This is a genomic window from Tomitella gaofuii (genome assembly GCF_014126825.1).
GTDB classification, from domain to species: Bacteria; Actinomycetota; Actinomycetes; order Mycobacteriales; family Mycobacteriaceae; genus Tomitella; species Tomitella gaofuii.
Genome location: NZ_CP059900.1, coordinates 3,770,288 through 3,791,609, shown reverse-complemented (window position 1 = coordinate 3,791,609; position 21,322 = coordinate 3,770,288). Strand labels below are relative to the sequence as shown.

Here is a 21,322-nt window from a genome sequence, read left to right as displayed (position 1 = left end):
GGCGCCCCGCTGCCGCTGCCCGAGAACGAGGAGCCTCGCAGATGAACGCAACCCTGCGCGCGAAGACGGCGCGCCCGGCCCCGCCCGATGCGCAACCATGGGACCGGGAGATCACCCGCAAGGACATCGCAGCGGTCAGCATCATCGCCTTCCTCGCTTGGTCCGCCTCCGTGTACGACTACACGCTGTTCGGCACGCTCCTTCCCGAGATAGCCGACGAGTTCGGCTGGTCCACGGCGCAGTCCACGACCATCAACACCATCGCCACGGCCGGCGTGTTCCTCGTGTCGATCGCCGTCGGGCCGCTGCTCGACAAGCTCGGCCGCAAACAGGCGCTGATCATCCTGATGATCGGCGGCACCATCGCGTCGGGCCTGACAGGACTGGCCATGGGCGTGGTCAGCATCATCCTGATCCGCTCGATCACGGGTCTGTCGCTGTCCGAGGAGGTGGTCAACTCCGTCTACCTCAACGAGATGCTCCGCAAGGTCAAGAACCGGGGGTTCATCTTCAGCCTCGTGCAGTCGGGCTGGCCGGTGGGCGCCCTCGTTTCGGCCGGCATCACGGCGCTGCTGCTGCCGGTGATCGGCTGGCGCTGGTCCTTCGTGGTCGCGGGGGCCGTTTCCATCCCGGTGATCCTCGCGGCGATCAAGTTCCTGCCGAAGTCCCCGACCTTCCTGGCGATCAAGGAGGTCAAACGGCGCCAGTCCGTCGGCGACGACGCCGGAGCCCGCGAGCTCGCGGTGCGATTCGAGCTGACGGAGCTCACCGACTCCGAGCAGATGACCGGCGGCCTGCGCGACGTCCTCGCCCCGTCGATCCGTCGGCACACGCTGTGCCTGTCCGGCGCATGGTTGACCAACTGGATGGGGATCCAGGTGTTCTCGGTGCTCGGCACCACGGTGCTCGTCGGTGCCAAGGACGTCAGCTTCGAAAGCGCACTGGTGGTCCTGGTGCTCTCCAACGTGGCCGCGTTCATCGGCTACCTCGCGCACGGCTGGCTCGGCGACCGCTTCGGCCGCAAGCTCACCGTGACGGTCGGCTGGACGCTCGGCGGCATCGTTTCAGCACTGATGCTGATCCTGCCGACCGGTCAGGGCATGACCATCTTCATGTACGCCCTGACGTTGTTCTTCCTCAACGGGCCCTACGGCGCCATGCTGTTCTACATGGGCGAATCGTTCCCGGCGCACGTGCGCGGAACCGGCGCCAACGTGGCGCACGTGATGGCGCCGGTCGGAGGCATCATCGGTTCCGGCCTGCTCAGCCTGCTGCTCGCCACCGGGATGCCGATGTCGGCTGCGGCGATCGGCGCGGGCTCGGTGTTCATGCTCGTGTCCGGGCTGCTCATGCTCGGCACCCGCACAACCAACCGGATGGGCGATCACGCCCGCGAGACAGCGTAGGAGCAGCGATGACAGCACAAGACCTCGAGCCCGGCACGCAGGCCACGGCCCCCGCACGCGACGACGGGCTCGCCGGGAAGGTCGCCGCTATCTCCGGCGGCGCCAGCGGGATCGGGCGCGCCCTCGCGGTCGCCTACGCCCGGGCCGGCGCGGACTCGGTGGTCGGGTACTACCCCGGCGATCCGCATGACGCCGGCGAGACCGTCGAGGCCGTCGAACGGGCCGGCGGGCGGTGCCGGGCGGTGGAGCTCGACGTGCGTTCGGCCGAACGGACCGACCGGTTCACGGAAGCGGCGTTGGAGACCTTCGGCCGCCTCGATATCGCTGTGGCCGCGGCCGGCATCCTCCGGCGGCGTCCGCTCGGTGAGATGACCGACGAGGCCTGGGACGACATGATGGCGGTGGACCTGTCCGGGGTGGTCCGGCTGTTCCGGTCGGCCGCTGCTCGCATGGACTCCGGCGGCGCCCTCGTGGCGACGTCGTCGATCGCCGGCGGCGTATACGGCTGGGAGGATCACGCCCACTACGCGGCGGCGAAGTCCGGAGTGCTCGGCCTGTGCCGCTCCCTCGCGGTGGAACTCGCCCCACGCGGCATCCGGTGCAACGCGGTGATCCCCGGCCTGATCGAGAGCCCGCAGTCGCTCGACGAGCAGAACTCCCTGGGCCCGGACGGCCTGCGCGAAGCCGGGCGGATCATCCCGCGCGGCCGGGTCGGCACCGTCGACGAATGCGCGCGTGCGATCCGGTTCCTCACCAGCGAGGACGCGGCGTACATCACCGGACAGCAACTCATCGTCGACGGCGGTCTGACCGTGCGATGGCCGAGCTGAGAAGGAGGAACGACATGGGAGCACTCGAAGGGCAGGTCGCCGTGATCACCGGTGCCGCCAGTGGTATCGGATCGGCGGTGGCACGCCTGTTCAGCGCGGAAGGCGCCGCACTCGCCCTGTTCGACATCGCCGAACCCGCCCCGGAGTCGGCCGCACTGCCGGCGACCACCCGCCACAGGGTGGACGTGACCGACGCGGACTCGGTGTCCGCCGGGATCGACGCGGTGATCGCCGAGCACGGGCGCATCGACGTGCTCGTGTGCGCGGCCGGGATCCTCGAGGAGGTGCCGTTCCTGGAGATGGACCCGGCGCAGTGGGACCGGACGCTCGCGGTGGACCTGCGCGGGGTGTTCCTCGCCGCCCGGTACGCCGCCCCGCACATGGTGGCGGCCGGGCGTGGCCGGATCATTCCGATCGCGTCGCAATTGGGGATCAAGGGCGGGGTGAACCTGGCGCACTATGTCGCGGCCAAGGCGGGCGTGATCGGCATGACCAAGGCGCTGGCCCAGGAACTCGCGCCCCACGGCGTGCTCGTCAACGCCATCGCGCCGGGGCCCGTCGTCACCCCGCTGATCGACGGGCTCTCGGAAGACTGGAAGGCGCAGAAGGCCGCTGAACTTCCGCTGGGGCGTTTCGGGCGCCCCGAGGAGATCGCGCCCACCGCACTGCTGCTGGCCGGCTCGCCCGGCGGCGACATCTACGTCGGACAGACGCTCGGGCCCAACAGCGGCGATGTCATGCCGTAGCGCCGACATCCGGTACACCGCACAGACACGACCCCCGCAATCGAGGAAGGACTCCATGGCGCGCATCGTCGTCCTCGCCACCGGCGGGACCATCGCCTCGGCCTACGTGCCCGGCGGCGGTTCCGCCGCCCAGCGCGGCGTCGCCGACCTGCTGGCAGGCGCGCCCGGCGGCCCGGCCATCGTCGAGGGCAAGGACGTGATGAACCTCGGGTCCTATCTGCTGACCCACCGGGACCTGCGGCGCATCGCCGAGGCGGCGGCCGCCGAACTCGCCCGCGACGACGTGGACGGAGTGGTGATCACCCACGGCACCGACACTATGGAGGAGACGGCGTACCTGCTCGACCTCGTGCACTCCGCGGACAAGCCGGTGGTGTTCACCGGTGCGCAGAGGGCGGCGGACGAGCCGGACACCGACGGGCCGCGCAACCTGCGGGACGCGATCGCGGTGGCGGCCTCCCCCCGGGCGCGCGGACGCGGAGTGCTGCTGGTGTTCGCGGGCAGAATCCTCCCGGCCGCGCGCACCCGCAAGACCGCGACCATTGCGCCGGACCCGTTCGCCGCGCTCGGCGCCGGTCCGGTGGGCAGCATCGTGGACGGGAACGTCGCGTTCACCGCGGCCCCGCTCCGCCCGTCGCCGCTGGCACTGCCGGACGCGCGCTTCGATGTGACGCGAGTCGACGTGGTGGTCGCCCACCCGGGGGCCGACGCGCGGCTGGCCTCGGCCGCAGTCGATGCGGGAGCGCGCGGAGTCATCCTCGCCGGCACAGGAGCAGGCAACGGCAACCATGCACTGCTGGAGTGGGTGCGCACGGCCACGGCCGACGGGATCACCGTGGGCCTGTCCACCCGGGTCCACGAAGGCCCCGTCGTGCCGATCTACGCCAACGGCGGTGGTGTCGACCTGGTCGCCGCGGGCGCACTCTGCACCGGTTCGCTCCCGCTGTTCCACGCGCGGATCCTGTTCGCGGCGCTGTTGGCCGGAGGGCGCCACGTGGACGGCGACGCCATCGCGGACCACGTTTGAGGACCACAGTACGAATACAGCACCCCGGTGCGCCGGGTCGAGAGGAAGGAAACACCGTGGCCAAGGAAATCTTCGTAGCATTGGGCATCGACGTCGACGCGGTCGGCGGATGGCTCGGCTCCTACGGGGGCGAGGACTCCCCCGACGACATCTCACGCGGAATGTTCGCCGGCGAGGTCGGCGTGCCGCGACTCCAGCGACTTCTGCAGAAGTACGAGCTCCCGGCCACGTGGTTCTGGCCAGGGCACTCCATCGAAACCTTCCCTCAGCAGTTCGACGACGTCGTCGCCGGCGGCTACGAGATCGGCGTGCACGGCTACAGCCACGAGAACCCGATCGCGATGGACCGGGCGCAGGAATCGTCCGTGCTCGACCACTGCATCGGCCTGATCGAAACGCGCACCGGAACCCGGCCCACCGGATACGTGGCCCCGTGGTGGGAGTTCTCTCCGGTCACCAATGAGCTGCTGCTCGAACGGGGCATCAAGTACGACCATTCGCTCATGCACCGCGATTTCGAGCCGTACTACGTGCGCGTCGGAGACAGCTGGACGAAGATCGACTACGACAAGCCGGCTGCCGAGTGGATGAAGCCGTTGGTGCGCGGCGAGGAAACAGACCTGGTCGAGATCCCCGCCAACTGGTACCTCGACGACCTGCCCCCGATGATGTTCGTGAAGACCAGCCCCAACAGCCACGGCTTCGTCAACCCGCGGGACATCGGCCAGATGTGGCAGGACCAGTTCGACTGGGTGTACCGGGAGATGGACTACGCGGTGTTCACGATGACCGTGCACCCGGACGTGTCCGGCCGTCCGCAGGTGCTTCTCATGCTCGAACGGCTCATCGAACACATCAACTCCCACGACGGTGTGCGCTGGTCGAACTTCAACGGCATCGCCGACGACTTCGTGGCCCGCTTTCCACGCAAGTAGCCCGGCCGGACCGTCGTAGAGGATCGGAGGACGCGGATGTGCGGCGCGTGCGGGGCGGTCGCCGGCGACTGGGCGACGCCGCTGGTGTCCGGCATGCGGCGGCGGCGCCGGATCGCGTCGTTGGCCACGGCGCTGACATCCGGACTGCGGATCGCCCCTGCCGCACAGGGGTGGACCGTCCAGCGATCGACCGGAGGAATGCTTGTCGCGTCGACGCTCGATGCGCTCGCCGCGGCCGCGGCTCCCCGGCTGCGGTACGACACCTGGGAATCGTTGACCGGTGCGATCACGGACTCCGGGAGCGATTGCTCCCGGACGGCGCCTGACTCCGGGCCGAGCAGCACGGCGACTACCGCCCGCCGCCGGCCCCGGTGCCGGTGGCGGCGCGCCGCCGCGGGTGGTGCTGACCGGCTGCGGGCCGCTGCACGTGAGGCTGACGGCGTTCGTGTTCGCCGTGCGCGGCTTCGAGCGTGGGTCGGTAGCGCTCGAAGCGGCGGACCGCGCGGCGCCGTTCCGTCTGCTCGCGGACGGGGGACTGGTGCTGGGCCGCGCACCGATGGTGTGAGGGGGCGCCTCCGATATGAGGTTACTCAGCAGTAGGGGGACGTCACGGGGGCGCTAACGTACCCGGAGTGCTGGAACCGTGCGCTGGGGCGCTGGCGGTTATGCACAGGCGTACACGTTGTCCACAGGGCGGCGCTCGGCGCGGCGCGGGCGGCCGACTGGGGTGACAGTCTCGCCCCGTGGAGTCGAATCGTCCCCGTGATGCCCGCCCCCGCCGCGGTGCGGCGCTCTCGTGTTGCTCGCACACGACCGGAGTGCCGTTCCGCCGTGCCGAGGCGCTGGCGTGCGGGTGCGTCACCCGCCGTCGGATGGATTCGCACCACCGGCTGATCCTGCCGGGGGTGTGCATCAGAAACAGCGTGTCGCTGACTCCGTACCTGCGCGCGCTCGCGGTCTGGGAGTGGTCGCGCGGGGCGGTCGTGCTGTCCGATGTCTCGGCCGCGGCGGTGCTGGGCGCGCGCTACCTGGGGGACCACCGCTACGCGAGCTGCGTCAGCCGGACGCCCCGCAGATGCCGCGCGTGGGTGCATGTGCATGAGGATCAACTCGATGACGGCGATGTGCGCCGGGTCCGCGGAGTCCGCGTCACTTCGCCGGTCCGCACCGCATTCGACGTGGCGCGCCGGATGCCGTATCCGCAGAGCGTCGAGGTGGTCGACGCGCTCTACCAGGCGACGAACCTCACCCGTGCCGCGCTCGCCGAGTATGCGCGCACCCATCGTGGGCTGCGCGGCGGTCCGCGCGTGCCCGCGGTGATCGACGCTTCGGATGAGGGCGCCGAGTCGGTGTGGGAGACGCGTGCGCGCCTGGCCGTCGTCGCCGCGGGATTGCCGACGCCCCGGACCCAGGTGGAGATCCGGCGTGCGGACGGGGCGTTCATCGCGCGTGTCGACATGTGCTGGCCGGAGTACCGCGTCGTGTTCGAGTACGACGGTGACGCCCCGCATGCGACGACGGCGCAGCGCGACCGCGACATCGTGCGCTGGAACGATCTGCATGAGGCCGGGTACGTGGTGATCAGAGTGCGCGCGCCGCACCTGCGGGACGGGGCGGCGAAGGCTCTCGGGCAGCTGCGGACCGCCCTGCGCGCAGCCGGCGCGCCGGTGTGAGCGCTTCCGGGCGCTCGGCCATGGGTTACTCAGCAGTACAGGCGCGTTCTCCGGCGCGGGGCGTGCCTGGGCTGCTGGAATCGTGGGGGAGATCACGATGGAAGCGGCCGGCGTCCATGCATGAGCGGAATAGACTCAAGTGCGACCAGGTTGAGTCTGGTGATATCAACTGACTCGGCGGGGCGCGCGGCTGTCGCGCGACCCGGCTCGACCCGGACGAAAGGGTGGAAGTGGAATCGTTCAACCCGACAACCAAGACCCAGGCGGCGCTGTCGGCCGCTCTGCAGTCGGCGTCGGCCGCGGGCAACCCGGAGATCCGGCCCGCGCACCTGCTGGTGGCGCTGATCGACCAGGCCGACGGGATCGCCGCGCCGCTGCTGCGCGCCGTGGGCGTCGACCCGCAGACGGTCCGCGCCGAGGCGCAGCGGCTGGTGGACGCGCTGCCGACGGCGTCGGGCGCCTCCGCGCAGCCGAACCTGTCGCGTGAGTCGCTTGCCGCGGTGACGGTGGCGCAGAAGCTGGCCGGCGAGATGTCGGACGAGTTCGTCTCCACCGAGCACCTTCTCGTGGGCCTGGCGACCGGCGACTCCGATGTGGCCACGCTGCTCTCCGGGCGCGGGGCGGGGCCGGACGCGCTGCGGGAGGCGTTCACCTCCGTGCGCGGCAACCGGCGGGTGACCAGCGAGGACCCGGAGTCCACCTACCAGTCGCTGGAGAAGTATTCGACGGACCTCACCGCCGCCGCGCGCGAAGGCAAGCTGGACCCGGTGATCGGCCGCGACACGGAGATCCGCCGCGTCGTCCAGGTGCTCAGCCGCCGCACCAAGAACAACCCGGTGCTCATCGGCGAGCCCGGCGTGGGCAAGACGGCCATCGTCGAGGGCCTGGCGCAGCGCGTGGTCGCGGGCGACGTGCCCGAATCGCTGCGCGGCAAGACGGTCATCTCCCTGGACCTCGGCTCGATGGTGGCGGGTGCCAAGTACCGCGGCGAGTTCGAGGAGCGGCTCAAGGCCGTGCTCGACGAGATCAAGGAGAGCGACGGCCAGATCGTCACCTTCATCGACGAGTTGCACACCATCGTGGGCGCCGGCGCCACCGGCGAGTCCGCGATGGACGCCGGCAACATGATCAAGCCGATGCTCGCCCGCGGTGAGCTGCGGCTGGTCGGCGCCACGACGCTCGAGGAGTACCGCCAGTACATCGAGAAGGACGCCGCCCTGGAGCGGCGCTTCCAGCAGGTTCTGGTGGGCGAGCCGAGTGTGGAGGACACCGTCGGCATCCTGCGCGGGCTCAAGGAGCGCTACGAGGTGCACCACGGCGTGCGCATCACCGACTCCGCGCTGGTGTCGGCCGCAACACTGTCGGACCGCTACATCACCTCGCGGTTCCTGCCGGACAAGGCCATCGACCTGGTGGACGAGGCGGCGTCGCGGCTGCGCATGGAGATCGACTCGCGCCCCGTGGAGGTCGACGAGGTGGAGCGCATCGTCCGTCGCCTCGAGATCGAGGAGGTGGCGCTGGCCAAGGAGGACGACGCCGCCTCGAAGGAGCGCCTGGACAAGCTGCGCGAGGAACTGGCCGACGAGCGCGAGAAGCTCAGCCAGCTCATGGCGCGGTGGCAGAACGAGAAGCAGTCCATCGACGCGGTGCGCGAGCTCAAGGAGCAGCTGGAGAACCTGCGCGGCGAGTCGGAGCGCGCCGAGCGCGACGGCGACCTGGGCAAGGCGGCCGAGCTGCGTTACGGGCGGATCCCGGAGCTGGAGAAGGAGCTCGCGGCCGCCACGGACGAGGCGGGCGGCGACGACGGGTCCGGCGATGTGATGCTCAAGGAGGAGGTGGGCCCCGACGACGTCGCCGAGGTCGTTTCCGCCTGGACCGGCATCCCCGCGGGCCGCATGCTCGAGGGCGAGACGGCCAAGCTGCTGCGCATGGAGCAGGAGCTGGGGCGCCGCGTGGTGGGCCAAACCGAGGCCGTCCAGGCCGTGTCGGACGCGGTCCGGCGGGCGCGCGCCGGCGTGGCCGACCCCGACCGGCCCACGGGTTCGTTCCTGTTCCTGGGGCCCACGGGCGTGGGCAAGACGGAGCTGGCCAAGTCGCTTGCCGAATTCCTCTTCGACGACGAGCACGCGATGGTGCGGATCGACATGTCGGAGTACTCGGAGAAGCACTCGGTGGCACGGCTGGTCGGTGCGCCCCCGGGGTACGTCGGCTATGAGTCCGGCGGGCAGCTCACCGAGGCGGTGCGCCGCCGCCCGTACACGGTGGTGCTGTTCGACGAGGTCGAGAAGGCGCACACGGACGTGTTCGACATCCTGCTGCAGGTGCTCGACGACGGCCGCCTCACCGACGGCCAGGGGCGGACGGTGGACTTCCGCAACACGATCCTGATCCTCACGTCCAACCTGGGCGCGGGCGGGAGCCACGACCAGATGATGGCGGCGGTGAAGGCCACCTTCAAGCCGGAGTTCATCAACCGGCTCGACGACGTGGTCATCTTCGACCCGCTGTCGGAGCAGCAGCTGGAGTCGATCGTCGACATCCAGCTGGGCCAGCTGGCCAGGCGGCTCGAGGCGCGCCGGCTCACGCTGGACGTCTCCGGGCCCGCGCGGGCCTGGCTGGCGGCGCGCGGTTACGACCCGGCCTACGGGGCGCGTCCGCTGCGCAGGCTGATCCAGCAGGCCATCGGCGACCAGCTGGCCAAGAAGCTGCTCGCCGGCGAGATCCGGGACGGGGACGCGGTGCCGGTCACCGTGGCGGAGGACGGCGAGAGCCTGGTCCTGTCGTCCGGGTCATAGCGGAGTGGGCCGTGGGTGAGATGCCGGTCTCGCCCACGGCCGCGCCATGACCAACGTCATAGGCGGTACCGGCCGTCATAGGTAGATTTGGTGTGTCCGGCATGCACAGAATGTTTACGGGGGCGCGCACTGCGCAACACCCAGGGCCCGGCCGGAACCGGACCCCGACGAAGGGACACGACATGCTTGCAGGACTCCTGATCGCAGCCGGCGCGGTACTCGCCATCGGGCTGGCCTCCGGGCGCGGACTCGACTTCGGCGCCCGTGAAGTGCGGGCCAAGACCGACAACCCGCGCTGACGGCGCAGAGCGGCGGAACTGCGATCGCGCGGTGCCGCCGCCGCACGTACAGTGTGCCCGGACCTCGACGGGGGTCCGGGCACACTGCTGTCCGGGCACGGAGCGCGTGTTCGCGCCCTCAGCGGAAACCACGCGGGTTCACAGCCTGCACTCAGGATCCGTGCCTAGCCTGAACAGCACGCAGCCGGTACGCGCCCGGCCCGGAGAATGCGCCGGGAACACACGCCGCGGTGACACCGCCCGTGCACGCCGAGGTTCCGATGGGAGGCCACATCGAGATGGATGACCCGGATCGTTCGTCGCGCGATGACGACTCTTCAGGTGCCGCGTGGTCCCGGCCTCACCCCGGCGCACCCCACCCCGGCGCGCCCGACTCCGGCCCGCCGCGCCCGTGGCACCCGGGCGACGAGGCGTACAGGCCGGACGCCGCGTATCCGCCGGGCCCGCCGTACCCGCCCGGGTCCGGCCAACAGCGGGACACGATGGCGTTTCCGACGGCGCCGGTGCAGCCCATCGCGTTCGGTTCGCCGGCGTACGTGGAGCCCGGTTACACCGACGCCGCGGAGAAAAAGCGCCGGCCCATCGGCGGCGTCGGCGCTCTCGTCGCGGTGGTGTGCGTCCTGCTGATCGGGCTGGGCGGCGGCTACCTCGTGTCCGTGGGGCTGGGTTCGTCCGACGAGGAGCCCGCGATGCCGGTGGGGATAGCGCAGCAGGCGCCCGCGCCCGGTGGGCAGGACGGCAGCGCGGCCGGGCCGCCGCAGGGTGGCTCCGGGGGCGAGGGGGCGCAGTCCCCGCCGGCGCCGCTCGGTTCGCTGGGCGGCGGCTCCTCGGCCGGTGCCGGCGGCCAGGCCGACCACGGCGGCACGAGCGCGGCGCTGGGCGTCGTCGCGTCCATCGACGGGTCCACGTTCTTCGTGCGCACCATCGACGGAAGCGAGAACCAGGTGGACACCGACGGCCACACCTACTTCGCGACGGTGCGGGGAATCGGCGGCATCTCCAAGCTTGCCGTCGGCGACCTGGTGTTCGTCGGAGGCGAGAACCAGTCCGACGGCACCATCAAGGCCGACATGGTCCTCGGCGGCGCGTTCCCCGAGCTGGGCGCGGGGACCAGATGATCGCCGGCCGTCAATATCAGACGCGGATCACGCCGCCATCGGCGATGCTTCCCCGCCGGCGTCGGATTGACGCTTAAGCTGTCCATCGATGTCTATCTTCTGGTTCGTCCTGGCCGCGCTGGCGTTGATCGGTGCCGTGGCGCTGATGTACCTGGACCGCAACAAGCCCGAGCCCGCCGTGCTGGGACGCCGGGACTGGGCCGACGCGCGCGGACTGGTGTACGCCGACGCGGAGCCCGGGTTCACCGCGGAGTGGCGTCGCGGGGTGTTCGAGGAGTTCCCGCACACGCGCGCGGTCGATGTGGCGATGGGGCTGCTGGACGGCGCGCAGATGTACGTCACGGACATCGAAGTGCCGCCGCAGGTGGGCCAGGATGCGGCCGCGGCGCAGCGGGAGACCGTCGTCTGCCTGCAGCGCGCGGTCGGATCGCCGGTCGTGTTCGACCTGCGCGCCGAGACCTCCCCGGCCCCCACGGAGCCCGAGGTGCACATCCTCGGCGCCGTCGGACGGTTCTTCGCGTTCTCCAACGACCTGGGCGTGGCCCGCCGGGTGTGCGACAGGCGCATGGTCGCGTTCGCCGAGGCGGTGCCCGAATGCGTCGACACGCTGTGGAGCGAAGGGGACTGGACGTTCGCGTGGCTGGTGCCCGGGGCGAGCCCCGACGACTGCGACGACGCCGTCGCCGCGCTGGCCAGGTTCACGTCGCTGCTGCGGGTGCTTCCCCCGGCCCTCGGCGGCCCCGTGCCGCGGGCGATGGCGCACGACCCGGGGAGCCCGCGCCCGTGAGCGCGCGTGCGGCCCGGACCGGCCACGCCGGGGCGGCGAGGTAGGAGCGGCATGGAAACAGTGCTGTTCGGCGTGATCCCGGTGCTGGTGTTCATCGCGCTCGCTGCGCGGAGCGCCCTGCGGGGGCGGGTGCGGACACCCCGCTTCGGCGCCGGCGTGCATGCGCCCGGCGGGGACGGGCGAAGCGGGGACGGGCGCGGAGCCGGCCAGGGCATGCTCGACGCGAGAATGATCGACGAGAGCACACTCGACCAGACAGACACAGACACAGACAGCAGCGCACGGGACGGGAATGCGGCCCGGATGCGCGAGCCCGACCCGATCGACCCGACACGAGGTGGCAGATGACGAACCCGGACCGGACCGCGACCACGACACCGTCCACCGACGGTGACGCGACGGCCGAGCTGGCGGGACTCGTCCGCGAGCACGCCGTGGTGCACGGGAAGGTGACGCTGTCGTCGGGCAAGGAGGCCGACTACTACGTGGACCTCCGCAGGGCGACGCTGCACCATCGGGCGGGGCCGCTGATCGGTCGGCTCCTGCGCGAGCTCACCGCGGACTGGGACTACACGTCCGTCGGCGGGCTGACCATGGGCGCCGACCCGGTGGCCCTGGCGGTGATGCACGCGCCGGGGCGCCCGGTCGACGCGTGCGTGGTGCGCAAGTCGGCGAAACAGCACGGGATGCAGCGGCGCATCGAGGGGCCGGACGTGCGCGGCCGTCGCGTGCTCGTCGTCGAGGACACCACCACCACCGGCAACTCGCCGCTCACCGCGGTGCGGGCGCTGCGCGAAGAGGGGGCGGAGGTCGTCGGCGTGGCGACGGTGGTCGACCGCGACACCGGCGCGGCGCAGATCATCGAAGCCGAGGGCGTCCCCTACCGCTCGCTGCTGGGTCTCGCCGACCTCGGGCTGGCGGGGGCCGCGGAATGACCCGTGGCGGCGCACGGTCGGTCCTGCGCAGGGTGGGCGCGTCGCTGCGCGGATCGGGCGGACTCCACCCCGAGCACGGGGTGTACCTGGCCGGGGCGCTCGCCACGACGGCGCTGGCGCTGACGGGCGACAAACGCATCCAGTACGCCACCAAGACCACGCTGGGGCCGGCTCTGGCGGCCCGTGTGCTGCGCGAGCGGCGCGCCGGCGCGATCGACGGCGTCGACACGGCACTGCTGCTCATCGGACTGGCGGGCGCGACGGCGGGCGACGTGTTCATGATCGACGCGGACGACGACGAACGCCTGCGGCGCGGGGCGTCGGCCTTCGGCGTGATGCAGTCCGCCTACGGGCAGTACCTGCGGCAGCACGGCGCGAAGCCGAGGCTCAAGACCGCTCTGGTGGGCGGCGCGTCCGCGGCGGCCGGGGCGGCGCTGCTCCACTGGCGGATGCCGCAGGTGGCGTCCACACTCAGCGGGTATTCGCTGGCGCTGGGCACCACGGCCACGCTCGCGGCCGACCCGGGGCTGGCACCGGGGGCGCCCCGGATCGCCGACGTGGTGCGCCCCGATGCCGCCGACACCCGCACCTGGCTCGGCGCCGGGGGGATGCTGTTCACGGTGTCCGATGCGGCGATCGTGGGCCGACGGATGTTCCTGCGCGGCGCGGCGGCCCGGCGGTTGGCGGAGGGGTTCGTGATCGCCAGCTACGGCGCCGCCCACCTCATGCTCGTCGAGGGCATGCTCGCGCTGCGCCGCCGTTAGCCGCCCGACCCCGCCGCCCGGTGGCCCTTCCAGTGTGGCGGCTCAGTGCGGCATCAGATGCGGCTGCAGCAGCACGTGGTCCCGGTCGCGGGGGTCGACGCGGATGGGGAAGGTCTCGCCCGGCAGGAAGATGGCGCGCTCGTGCGGGTCGAGCATCCGCACGATGTGGCCCGCGTACGGCACCGCGCCGGGGACCACGAGGCGCAGCGTGATGTCCGTGAGCTCGCCGGTGAGTTCACGCGGCTGCAACGGGTGCACCGCCAGGATGGTGGCCCACCCCTCGTAGCCGTGGCGTGCCAGGCGCGGACGCCGATGCGCCCACAGCAGCCCGACGCCCAGCAGGAGGACGTACCCGCCCAGCAGGATGACGATCTGCGCGGCGAGCGTGCCCTGCGGCGCCATGGTGTGCAGCACCGTCACCCACGCGATGAAGGCGGCGAGGAACAGTGCGGTCACGATTGCAACCGCTCGTACGGAACGCGCACGGCCCATCCGACTCACCGACCTCGACCCGGGCGACGCGGACCGCCGCACGGTCACCTTCAGCATCGACCAGTTTCAACCAGCATCGACCAGTTTCAACCAGTATCGACGGGAACCGTAGCGGCTAAACCAGCACGCCCATGACACCAGCCTAGTCCTCTGCCGGACGATGCCGGGGCGGTTGCGGGGGAACGGCACCGGGCGCCGCCGGCGGTTGGGGCGCGCGCGTGGTGGGGGACTGGCCGGGGTAGTCGGCCCAGCCGGCGGACGGGTCCAGCGGCGGCCAGGCCCCCTCCGGGACGCCGGTGCGCGTCCGTGGGCCGTCGGCCGCGTCCGTCGAAATGGACGTGGCGGTGACCCATACCAGGCCCAGCAGCAGGCCGATCGAGATCGCGAGCATGGCCGACGCCCACACTTGGCGTTCGGAGGTCAGCGCGGCGCAGCTGGCCTGGCCGGTCTCCGTGGCACCCTGCACCGAACCGGTGCCGAACGCCGAGGCGCACTGGACGGCGCCCAGTGGCGTCTGGACCAGGGTGGGCCGGCTCAAGCCCAGGTACATGCCGGCGAGGAACAGGGTGATCGCCAGCGGCGCGAGCAGACGGACGATCAGCCGGGACGGTTTCACTCGAAGACTCCTTGCCATGGGTGCGCCGGGCCGTGCGCCTGGTCCTCTGCGCAGTCTGTCGCACGCGCACTCGCCGCGATACGCCGGGGCGTCGGCCGGCGGGTACCGTCGCCGACGTGCCTCACACCAGCCACAACGGACCCGACGCGTCGACGCAGGACCTGCCGGAGACCCGCAACCTGGACCCGCGCACTGCCGCGCCCGGCCCCACCGAGTGGAACCCGCGTCCCGTCGGCGTCGGCCCGTGGCGGGAGGCGCGCGGCGGGCCCGTGCCGGACGATCCGCGCCTGGACCGCGCACTGCTCGAGGACGGCGACCGCCGCAACGTCGTCGACGCCTACCGGTACTGGCGGCGCGAGGCGATCGTCGCGGACATCGACACGCGGCGCCATCCGCTGCACATCGCCATCGAGAATTTCGGCCACGACTCGAACATCGGGACCGTGGTGCGTACCGCCAACGCCTTCGCGGTGGGGGCGGTGCACATCGTCGGCCGGCGGCGCTGGAACCGTCGTGGCGCGATGGTCACGGACCGCTACCAGCACATCGAGCATCATCCGGACGTCCCGACCCTGTTGGACTACGCGTCGGAGCACGGCCTGGGCGTGGTCGCGGTGGACAACGTGCCGGGGTCGGTGCCGATCGAGACGGCGACGCTGCCGCGCGAGTGCATGCTGCTGTTCGGCCAGGAGGGGCCTGGCGTGACGGACGAGGCCCGCGACGCCGCGCTCACCACCGTGTCCATTGCGCAGTTCGGCTCCACGCGCAGCATCAACGCCGGCGTGGCGGCGGGCATCGCGATGCACACGTGGATCCGGCAGCACGCGGATCTGTCCACCGCGTGGTGAGCGGAGCTCTGTCCACCGCGTGGTGAGCGGAGCTCTGTCCACCGCGTGGTGAGCGGAGCTCTGTCCACCGCGTGGTGAGCGACCGGATTCCGAACGCCCTGCGCCGCGGGCCGGGTCGGGGCACGATGAGATCATGTCGTTACCTGGCGGCCCGTCGGCGCAGCTCACCGCGTGGGCCTCGCGCGCCGATGCCGCGGAGTCGGCTGTCGTGCACCGGCACATCCGGCGGCTCTGGGCGGTCCCGTGGACGAGGATGGGCTGCGCGCGCTGGCCGGCCGACGTGCCGTCCGGGACGTTCGTCACCTGGCATTACTGGTGGCAGGCGCAGCTGATCGACTGCGCGGTGGATGCGGCGCTGCGCGAGCCCACCCCGGTGCGTCGCCGCCGGCTCGGCAACCTGTGCCGCACCCCGTGGATCCGCAATTCTGTGAGCCGGTCGGGGTCCATCGGCTGGCGGCGCGACTTCCATGACGACATGGCGTGGATGGCGTTGGCGCTGGAGCGGGCGACGCGGCTGTGCGGCGTGCGCAAGCCGCGCGGATTCGACAAACTGACGGCCGCCATCGTGGCCGGGGCCGACCCCGTCACGGGGGTGTTGCCCTGGCGGCGCGGCGGCGACTTCCTGAACGCGGCCACCAACGGGCCGGCGGCGATCCTCTGCGCCCGCTTGGGGCGGACCGACACGGCGGAGAGGCTCTGCGACTGGCTCGATGCCACGCTCCGCGACCCGCAGACGGCCCTCATCCACGACGGCATCCGCAAGGGCGTGCTGGTGGAGGAGTACTACACCTACTGCCAAGGCACAGTGCTCGGCGCGGAGACGGAGCTTGCGGCGCATGCCGCGGATGTGTCGGGGGCGGAAGCGTCGGGGGTGTCGACGCACGGTGAGCGCATCGGGCGCCTGCTCGAGGCGGTGTCGACGGGCATGTGCGTCGGCGGCGTCATCCACGGCGACGGCGGCGAGGACGGCGGGCTGTTCGCCGGGATCCTGGCACGGTATCTCGCGGGGGTCGCGTGCGACCTGCCCGACGCCGTGCCCGATGCGGACCTGTTGCGCGGCGCGGCCGCGAACCTGGTGCTGACGTCCGCCGAGGCGGCGTGGGGCAACCGGATCGAGTTCGACGGAGAGCCGCTGTTCGGGCACGAGTGGGTGACCCCCGCGGTGGTGCCGGCGGCCCTGTTCCGGCCCGACGACCCGTCCGCGCGGGTCGCCGAGCGTGATCTGTCCGTACAGGTGTCGGGGTGGATGCTGATGGAGGCGGCGGCGCGGGTCGAGAAGACCACATCCGGCTACGGCGCGGGGTGAGCGCCGGCCCGGTCGCTCAGTGCGTGAGGGCGGGCGCGGCTTCCTCGGCGCACCGATTCTCGCGGCCTTCCCTGCGCATGCGCACCACTCCGACCGCGGTGACGACGACGACGGTGAGCGTCATTCCGCCGAGGACCACCGGCATGAGCCAGCGCACGCGGTCGAGCTGCGAACCGCCGACGTACCCGACGACCAGCATCACCGGGGCCCAGACGAGCGCGCCGAGCGCCGTCGCGATAGCGAACGAGCGCCGGTTCATCGCCGCGGCGCCTGCGACCTGGGGGCACAGCGTGCGGATCCACGGCAGCCAGCGCGCCATGAGCACGCCCCAGAAGCCGTAGCGGTTGAGCAGGCCGCGAGCCTTTCCGAGGTTCTCGGCGTTGACGAACCGGCCGCCGGGGCGGGCGGCGAGCCTGCTCCCACGGCATCGACCCATCCGGTAGCCCACGTGGTTGCCCGCCACGGCCGCGGCGAACACGGCGACCACCGCGAGCAACAGCCACCCCGGTTGATGCCCGGCCGCGAACATCATGCCCGCGGTGGCCAGCAGGGAATCGCCCGGCAGCACGAAGCCGATGAGGAACGCGCATTCGACGAACAGCACCGCAGCGACCATCACGACCAGCAGGCCGGGGCCTGCGGACTGGACGTGGTCGAGTGCGGTGCTGAAGAAGGTCACTGGCCGGCCGGCTGCTCTGGGTCGGCGGAACCGAGCGAAACGGACTGCGGCTCGTCGGCGGTGGCGGCATGTCCGCCTGCGGAAGACGCGTCGCCGCCGCCGGCTTTGCGCCGCTTGTACCACTCCCACACCATCGGCAGGACCGACACGAGCACGATGAGGATGAAGATCGGTTCGATGAGCTTCTGGATGATCGCGAAGCTGCCCAGCCAGTAGCCGAGCAGCACGATGCCCGCGCCCCAGACGATGGCGCCGACGATGTTGTAGAGGCTGAACAGGGAGTACCGCATGCGCGCGGCGCCGGCGACGATGGGTGCGAGCGTGCGCACGATGGGCACGAAGCGCGCGATGAAGATGGTGAACGGCCCGCGCTTCTCGAAGAAGTCATGTGCCTCGACCAGGTACTTCTCTTTGAGGAAGCGTGCGTCGGGCTTGAACATGGACGTACCGGTGTAGCGGCCGATCCAGTAGCCGATCTGCCCGCCGATGATGCCGGCGATGGGCACGCCGATGAGCAGCCAGACGAGCTTGAGGTGTGAATCCGCGACCTTGTCGGCATGCTCGGCGGTCGCGCTGCCGGCGGCGATGAGCCCGGCGACGAACAGCAGCGAATCTCCGGGCAGGATCGGGAACAGCACTCCCGACTCGATCAGGATGACCAGCAGCAGGCCCCAGAATGCGAAGGCGCCGAAGTAGCCGATCAGGTTGAACGGGTCCATGAAGCCCGGCATCAGCGCCAGGTTCGTGGTGACGGAGTCGGAAGCGGCCAGCAAATTCACGGAGCCCAGCGTACCTGGACCGCAGCGTGGATCCGGGAGGCCGTGAGCCTCGTCACCGTCGGCGGCCGGCGCCCTCCTTCCGTCCCCACCGAGTGGGCCGTCACGAGACTTCGCCGCGGGGAGTTGCCATAATGAGTGCGGTAGGCCGTGTCGGCCCGCCCCGGACCTGCACAGTCGTCAATGGAGGACCCCAGCCGTGCCCATCGCAACCCCCGAGGCCTACGCCGAGATGCTCGGACGGGCCAAGGAGAACACCTTCGCCTACCCCGCAATCAACTGCACGTCGTCCGAGACCATCAACGCCGCCATCCGCGGCTTCGCCGAGGCCGGCAGCGATGGCATCATCCAGTTCTCCACCGGTGGCGCGGAGTTCGGATCCGGGCTCGGTGTCAAGGACATGGTGACCGGCGCGGTCGCGCTCGCGGAGTTCGCGCACGTGGTGGCCGCCAAGTACGACGTCAACATCGCGCTGCACACCGACCACTGCCCCAAGGACAAGCTGGACGGCTTCGTCCGCCCGCTCATCGCGCTGTCGCAGGAGCGGGTCGACGCCGGCAAGAACCCGCTGTTCCAGTCGCACATGTGGGACGGCTCCGCGGTGCCGATCGACGAGAACCTGGAGATCGCCAAGGAGCTCATGGCCCTGACCTCCAAGGCGAAGCAGATCCTCGAGATCGAGATCGGCGTCGTCGGCGGTGAAGAGGACGGCGTCGAGAACGCGATCAACGAGAAGCTCTACACCTCGGACGAGGACTTCGCGAAGACTGTCGACGCCCTCGGCGCCGCGGGGGTCGGCGACGAGCGCGGCTACATGCTCGCAGCGACGTTCGGCAACGTGCACGGCGTGTACAAGCCGGGCAACGTCAAGCTCGAGCCGGCGGTGCTGGCCGCCGGGCAGCGGATCGCCGAGAAGAAGCTGAGCCTGTCGGAGGGCGAGAACCCGTTCGACTTCGTCTTCCACGGCGGCTCCGGCTCCGCGGTCTCGGACATCGAAGAGTCGCTGACCTACGGCGTGATCAAGATGAACGTGGACACCGACACGCAGTACGCGTTCACCCGGCCGCTCGCCGCGCACATGTTCACCAACTACGACGGTGTGCTCAAGGTCGACGGCGACGTGGGCAACAAGAAGGTCTACGACCCGCGCAGCTACCTCAAGAAGGCCGAGCAGTCGATGACCGACCGCGTGGTGGAGGCCTGCCGGAACCTGCACTCGGCGGGCAAGTCCGTCAGCGCCTGACCGCACGGTTCGGAACGCATTACGGCGGCCGCATCCCCGGGGGTGCGGCCGCCGTCGCGTGCCGGGGCGGTGTGCATGGCGGGGGCCGTGCTCGGTTGGCCTCGCGCCTCGCGCCGATCATCACCACGCGCGCGTGTCGTCCCGGCGTGTCGCCGCAACCGGCACGCGGGGTGGCAGCCTGCACGCGGGGTGGCGGCCGGAGCGCGGCGCAGTCCGGGTCCACGGTGCGCGGCCCCTCCGGCACAATGGGCACCATGACCTCTTTCGGTGACCTTCTGGGACCCCCGCCCGTCCTGCTTCCCGGCGATGACGACGACGCCGAGTCCGAGCTGCTCAACCACGCCGACCCCACCGCAGTGGCGGCCAAGTACCCGTCGGCGTCCATCGCCTGGGCGACGCTGGCAGAGGGCGCCCTGGAGGAGGGCGCCGCGGTGGCCGGGTACGCCTATGCGCGCACCGGATACCACCGCGGCCTGGACCAGCTGCGCCGCAACGGCTGGAAAGGCTACGGCCCGGTGCCCTGGAGCCACGAGCCCAACCGGGGGTTCCTGCGCGCTGTCGGTGCGCTGGCCAGGGCCGCACAGACGATCGGCGAGGACAGCGAGTACCGCCGCTGCCTCGATCTGCTCGAGGACTGCGACCCGGCGGCCGCGGGCGAGCTGGGCCTGGCCTGAACCGCCGGCACATGAGCCGGCCTCAGTACAGGGCCCGGCTCATGTGCCGCCACGCGGGCGCGAGCTGCGGGCCGAAGGTTTCCCAGCCGTGCAGCCCGTCCTGCAGGTAGTCGACGCGGACGTCGGCGTCCACGTCGTCGAGTGCGCGGTCGAGGTCCTGGGTGCACCCGTAGACGAACTGCTCGATGACGGCGCCGGACAGGTAGGCGGACACGTCGCCGCCGTACGGTCCCTCCAGCTCGCCGGGCCGCCCGATCCCGGGCGACGCGGACAGGTACACCGCCATCCCCTCCAGCGCGTCGGCGTGCGAGAGGACGTCGTGCCGGGCCCACTCGGGGTTGTCCCGGGCACCCCACATCTTGGTGACATCGCCGCGGCGCGTCTCCACCGTCATCTTCGTCATCGCGTAGCCGGCGTCGGACAGCGACGAGTAGCAGCCGCTGATCCCCGCCACCGCGCTGTAGAGGGAGGGGTGCAGCGTGGCGATGCCCAGCGCCCCGGACGCGCCCATCGACAGGCCGGCGATGCCGCGCTTGCCGTTGAAGGGGATCGCGTGCGCGCCGCCCTCGAGCAGCGGCGGAAGCTCCGAGGTCAGGAAGGTCTCCCACTTGTTGCGTGAGAGCATCGGGTCGTCGGCGATCCAGTCGGTGTACATCGAGCCGTAGGCGCCGGTGGGCATGACCACGGTGACCTGTTTGTCACGGAAGTAGTCGTCGGCGTGCCCCAGGGTGATCCAGCCGCTGGGCAGGTCGGAGCCGACCCCGTCGAGCAGGTAGAGCATCGGCGCGGGCGCTTCCGGGTCCGCCGCCCGCAGCACCTGCACGGCGATGGTCCGCGACATCGAGGCGGAGTCGACGTACCAGGTCTCCAGCCGCGGTTCGGCGGCGTCGCGTTCGATGCGCACCACCCGCGTCTGCGTGATGGCCGGGTCGGGCCGGGGGACCTGGTACGGGTCCTCGAGAAGCCCGGAGCTGCCGAACACGGCGTCCATCGGCAGCGCGACGGTGCTGCCCAGCGACGCGGTGTCGGTGGAACCGAGGGGGCTCGCCGAGCCGACGCTCTCGCCCGAGCCGGTCATCGACTGCGCGGACGACTCCACCGAGGCGGCCCCGGCCGACCCGGAGTCCCCGCCGGAGCCCGAGGACAACGGAGCGGCGGCGGCGGGCTGCGTGAACACCACCGCGCTCAGCGGGGCCACGCTCAGGGCCACCGCGCCGAGGGCAGCCGCCGCGACGCCGGCGCGGCCGCGGGCCCGGAGGCCGCGGGCGGTCGGGCGTGCGCGGGCCGGGCGGCTGATCGGGGCGGGTGCGGTCACGGTACCTCCGGGTGTCGGACAGACGTCTAGCCGGAGAATTCTCGCACATTGACCTTCG

22 protein-coding genes are annotated in these 21,322 nt (G+C 71.4%); 17 read left to right on the top strand and 5 right to left on the bottom strand.

All coding sequences use genetic code 11. From position 1 onward, the window contains the following. Window positions 1-41 precede the first annotated feature (41 nt). The 13 genes from H4F70_RS17585 to H4F70_RS17525 all read left to right on the top strand — a co-directional run bounded on the left by H4F70_RS17585 (window position 42) and on the right by H4F70_RS17525 (window position 13,315). On the top strand, window positions 42-1,406 hold the full coding sequence (locus H4F70_RS17585) for an MFS transporter (protein ID WP_182358146.1): 1,365 nt from the start codon (window positions 42-44) through the stop codon (window positions 1,404-1,406). 8 nt (window positions 1,407-1,414) lie between these two features. After that, window positions 1,415-2,236 (top strand): SDR family NAD(P)-dependent oxidoreductase, encoded by an 822-nt coding sequence (locus H4F70_RS17580; protein ID WP_182358145.1) that lies wholly within the window; start codon window positions 1,415-1,417, stop codon window positions 2,234-2,236. A gap of 14 nt (window positions 2,237-2,250) precedes the next feature. Continuing rightward, window positions 2,251-2,982 (top strand): SDR family NAD(P)-dependent oxidoreductase, encoded by a 732-nt coding sequence (locus H4F70_RS17575; protein ID WP_182358144.1) that lies wholly within the window; start codon window positions 2,251-2,253, stop codon window positions 2,980-2,982. A gap of 55 nt (window positions 2,983-3,037) precedes the next feature. Beyond that, entirely contained in the window at window positions 3,038-4,009 is a 972-nt protein-coding gene (locus H4F70_RS17570; RefSeq protein ID WP_182358143.1) for an asparaginase, read from the top strand. Between the two features lie 56 nt (window positions 4,010-4,065). After that, the gene (locus H4F70_RS17565) at window positions 4,066-4,944 is read left to right on the top strand and encodes a polysaccharide deacetylase family protein (RefSeq protein ID WP_182358142.1); all 879 of its coding nucleotides are present in this window, start codon (window positions 4,066-4,068) and stop codon (window positions 4,942-4,944) included. Between the two features lie 397 nt (window positions 4,945-5,341). Beyond that, on the top strand, window positions 5,342-5,509 hold the full coding sequence (locus H4F70_RS17560; protein ID WP_182358141.1) for a hypothetical protein: 168 nt from the start codon (window positions 5,342-5,344) through the stop codon (window positions 5,507-5,509). A 307-nt stretch (window positions 5,510-5,816) separates the two neighbouring features. After that, window positions 5,817-6,617, top strand: a complete 801-nt coding sequence (locus tag H4F70_RS17555) for an endonuclease domain-containing protein (protein ID WP_182358140.1) — start codon at window positions 5,817-5,819, stop codon at window positions 6,615-6,617. A gap of 230 nt (window positions 6,618-6,847) precedes the next feature. Beyond that, complete coding sequence (gene clpB / locus H4F70_RS17550; RefSeq protein WP_182360499.1) at window positions 6,848-9,412, top strand: ATP-dependent chaperone ClpB; 2,565 nt, start codon at window positions 6,848-6,850, stop codon at window positions 9,410-9,412. A gap of 781 nt (window positions 9,413-10,193) precedes the next feature. After that, on the top strand, window positions 10,194-10,829 hold the full coding sequence (locus H4F70_RS17545; RefSeq protein ID WP_182358139.1) for a hypothetical protein: 636 nt from the start codon (window positions 10,194-10,196) through the stop codon (window positions 10,827-10,829). Between the two features lie 88 nt (window positions 10,830-10,917). Beyond that, window positions 10,918-11,616 (top strand): type III secretion system chaperone family protein, encoded by a 699-nt coding sequence (locus H4F70_RS17540; RefSeq protein ID WP_182358138.1) that lies wholly within the window; start codon window positions 10,918-10,920, stop codon window positions 11,614-11,616. 51 nt (window positions 11,617-11,667) lie between these two features. Beyond that, window positions 11,668-11,964: a hypothetical protein gene (locus tag H4F70_RS17535; RefSeq protein ID WP_182358137.1), complete on the top strand. Its 297-nt coding sequence runs from the start codon at window positions 11,668-11,670 to the stop codon at window positions 11,962-11,964. Next, on the top strand, window positions 11,961-12,551 hold the full coding sequence (gene pyrE, locus H4F70_RS17530) for an orotate phosphoribosyltransferase (RefSeq protein WP_182358136.1): 591 nt from the start codon (window positions 11,961-11,963) through the stop codon (window positions 12,549-12,551). The genes H4F70_RS17535 and pyrE overlap by 4 nt, the downstream gene beginning before the upstream one ends. Continuing rightward, window positions 12,548-13,315, top strand: coding sequence for a lysoplasmalogenase family protein (locus H4F70_RS17525; RefSeq protein ID WP_182358135.1), 768 nt, complete (start codon window positions 12,548-12,550; stop codon window positions 13,313-13,315). Before pyrE ends, H4F70_RS17525 begins: the two co-directional genes overlap by 4 nt. A gap of 42 nt (window positions 13,316-13,357) precedes the next feature. Here the strand turns inward: H4F70_RS17525 and H4F70_RS17520 are convergent, their stop codons facing one another. After that, window positions 13,358-13,771: a hypothetical protein gene (locus tag H4F70_RS17520; protein ID WP_182358134.1), complete on the bottom strand. Its 414-nt coding sequence runs from the start codon at window positions 13,769-13,771 to the stop codon at window positions 13,358-13,360. 178 nt (window positions 13,772-13,949) lie between these two features. After that, window positions 13,950-14,423: a hypothetical protein gene (locus H4F70_RS17515; RefSeq protein ID WP_182358133.1), complete on the bottom strand. Its 474-nt coding sequence runs from the start codon at window positions 14,421-14,423 to the stop codon at window positions 13,950-13,952. 161 nt (window positions 14,424-14,584) lie between these two features. On the opposite strand from H4F70_RS17515, the gene H4F70_RS17510 reads away from it, so the two are divergent. Both H4F70_RS17510 and H4F70_RS17505 read left to right on the top strand, forming a co-directional pair. Beyond that, a complete protein-coding gene (locus tag H4F70_RS17510) occupies window positions 14,585-15,271 on the top strand; it encodes a TrmH family RNA methyltransferase (RefSeq protein WP_182360498.1) in 687 nt (228 codons plus the stop codon). A gap of 133 nt (window positions 15,272-15,404) precedes the next feature. After that, window positions 15,405-16,577 (top strand): glycoside hydrolase family 76 protein, encoded by a 1,173-nt coding sequence (locus tag H4F70_RS17505; protein WP_182358132.1) that lies wholly within the window; start codon window positions 15,405-15,407, stop codon window positions 16,575-16,577. Between the two features lie 16 nt (window positions 16,578-16,593). Here the strand turns inward: H4F70_RS17505 and H4F70_RS17500 are convergent, their stop codons facing one another. Both H4F70_RS17500 and H4F70_RS17495 read right to left on the bottom strand, forming a co-directional pair. Continuing rightward, window positions 16,594-17,256: a DedA family protein gene (locus H4F70_RS17500; RefSeq protein WP_235681196.1), complete on the bottom strand. Its 663-nt coding sequence runs from the start codon at window positions 17,254-17,256 to the stop codon at window positions 16,594-16,596. After that, window positions 17,253-17,987 (bottom strand): DedA family protein, encoded by a 735-nt coding sequence (locus tag H4F70_RS17495; RefSeq protein WP_182360496.1) that lies wholly within the window; start codon window positions 17,985-17,987, stop codon window positions 17,253-17,255. Before H4F70_RS17495 ends, H4F70_RS17500 begins: the two co-directional genes overlap by 4 nt. Window positions 17,988-18,231: 244 nt before the next feature. Here H4F70_RS17495 and fbaA point away from each other — a divergent pair, with 244 nt between their 5' ends. Both fbaA and H4F70_RS17485 read left to right on the top strand, forming a co-directional pair. Next, on the top strand, window positions 18,232-19,275 hold the full coding sequence (gene fbaA / locus H4F70_RS17490; protein WP_182358131.1) for a class II fructose-bisphosphate aldolase: 1,044 nt from the start codon (window positions 18,232-18,234) through the stop codon (window positions 19,273-19,275). Window positions 19,276-19,529: 254 nt separating this feature from the next. Next, a complete protein-coding gene (locus H4F70_RS17485) occupies window positions 19,530-19,949 on the top strand; it encodes a DUF3151 domain-containing protein (RefSeq protein WP_182358130.1) in 420 nt (139 codons plus the stop codon). 22 nt (window positions 19,950-19,971) lie between these two features. Here the strand turns inward: H4F70_RS17485 and H4F70_RS17480 are convergent, their stop codons facing one another. Beyond that, entirely contained in the window at window positions 19,972-21,264 is a 1,293-nt protein-coding gene (locus tag H4F70_RS17480; protein ID WP_182358129.1) for an alpha/beta hydrolase, read from the bottom strand. Window positions 21,265-21,322 lie beyond the last annotated feature (58 nt).

Coding starts and splice junctions, on each gene's coding strand:
- H4F70_RS17585 (WP_182358146.1), top strand. CDS start 42: ATGAACGCAACCCTGCGCGCGAAGACGGCGCGCCCGGCCCCGCCCGAT.
- H4F70_RS17580 (WP_182358145.1), top strand. CDS start 1,415: ATGACAGCACAAGACCTCGAGCCCGGCACGCAGGCCACGGCCCCCGCA.
- H4F70_RS17575 (WP_182358144.1), top strand. CDS start 2,251: ATGGGAGCACTCGAAGGGCAGGTCGCCGTGATCACCGGTGCCGCCAGT.
- H4F70_RS17570 (WP_182358143.1), top strand. CDS start 3,038: ATGGCGCGCATCGTCGTCCTCGCCACCGGCGGGACCATCGCCTCGGCC.
- H4F70_RS17555 (WP_182358140.1), top strand. CDS start 5,817: ATGGATTCGCACCACCGGCTGATCCTGCCGGGGGTGTGCATCAGAAAC.
- H4F70_RS17545 (WP_182358139.1), top strand. CDS start 10,194: ATGGCGTTTCCGACGGCGCCGGTGCAGCCCATCGCGTTCGGTTCGCCG.
- H4F70_RS17540 (WP_182358138.1), top strand. CDS start 10,918: ATGTCTATCTTCTGGTTCGTCCTGGCCGCGCTGGCGTTGATCGGTGCC.
- H4F70_RS17535 (WP_182358137.1), top strand. CDS start 11,668: ATGGAAACAGTGCTGTTCGGCGTGATCCCGGTGCTGGTGTTCATCGCG.
- pyrE (WP_182358136.1), top strand. CDS start 11,961: ATGACGAACCCGGACCGGACCGCGACCACGACACCGTCCACCGACGGT.
- H4F70_RS17525 (WP_182358135.1), top strand. CDS start 12,548: ATGACCCGTGGCGGCGCACGGTCGGTCCTGCGCAGGGTGGGCGCGTCG.
- H4F70_RS17505 (WP_182358132.1), top strand. CDS start 15,405: ATGTCGTTACCTGGCGGCCCGTCGGCGCAGCTCACCGCGTGGGCCTCG.
- H4F70_RS17495 (WP_182360496.1), bottom strand. CDS start 17,987: ATGCCGGGCTTCATGGACCCGTTCAACCTGATCGGCTACTTCGGCGCC.
- H4F70_RS17485 (WP_182358130.1), top strand. CDS start 19,530: ATGACCTCTTTCGGTGACCTTCTGGGACCCCCGCCCGTCCTGCTTCCC.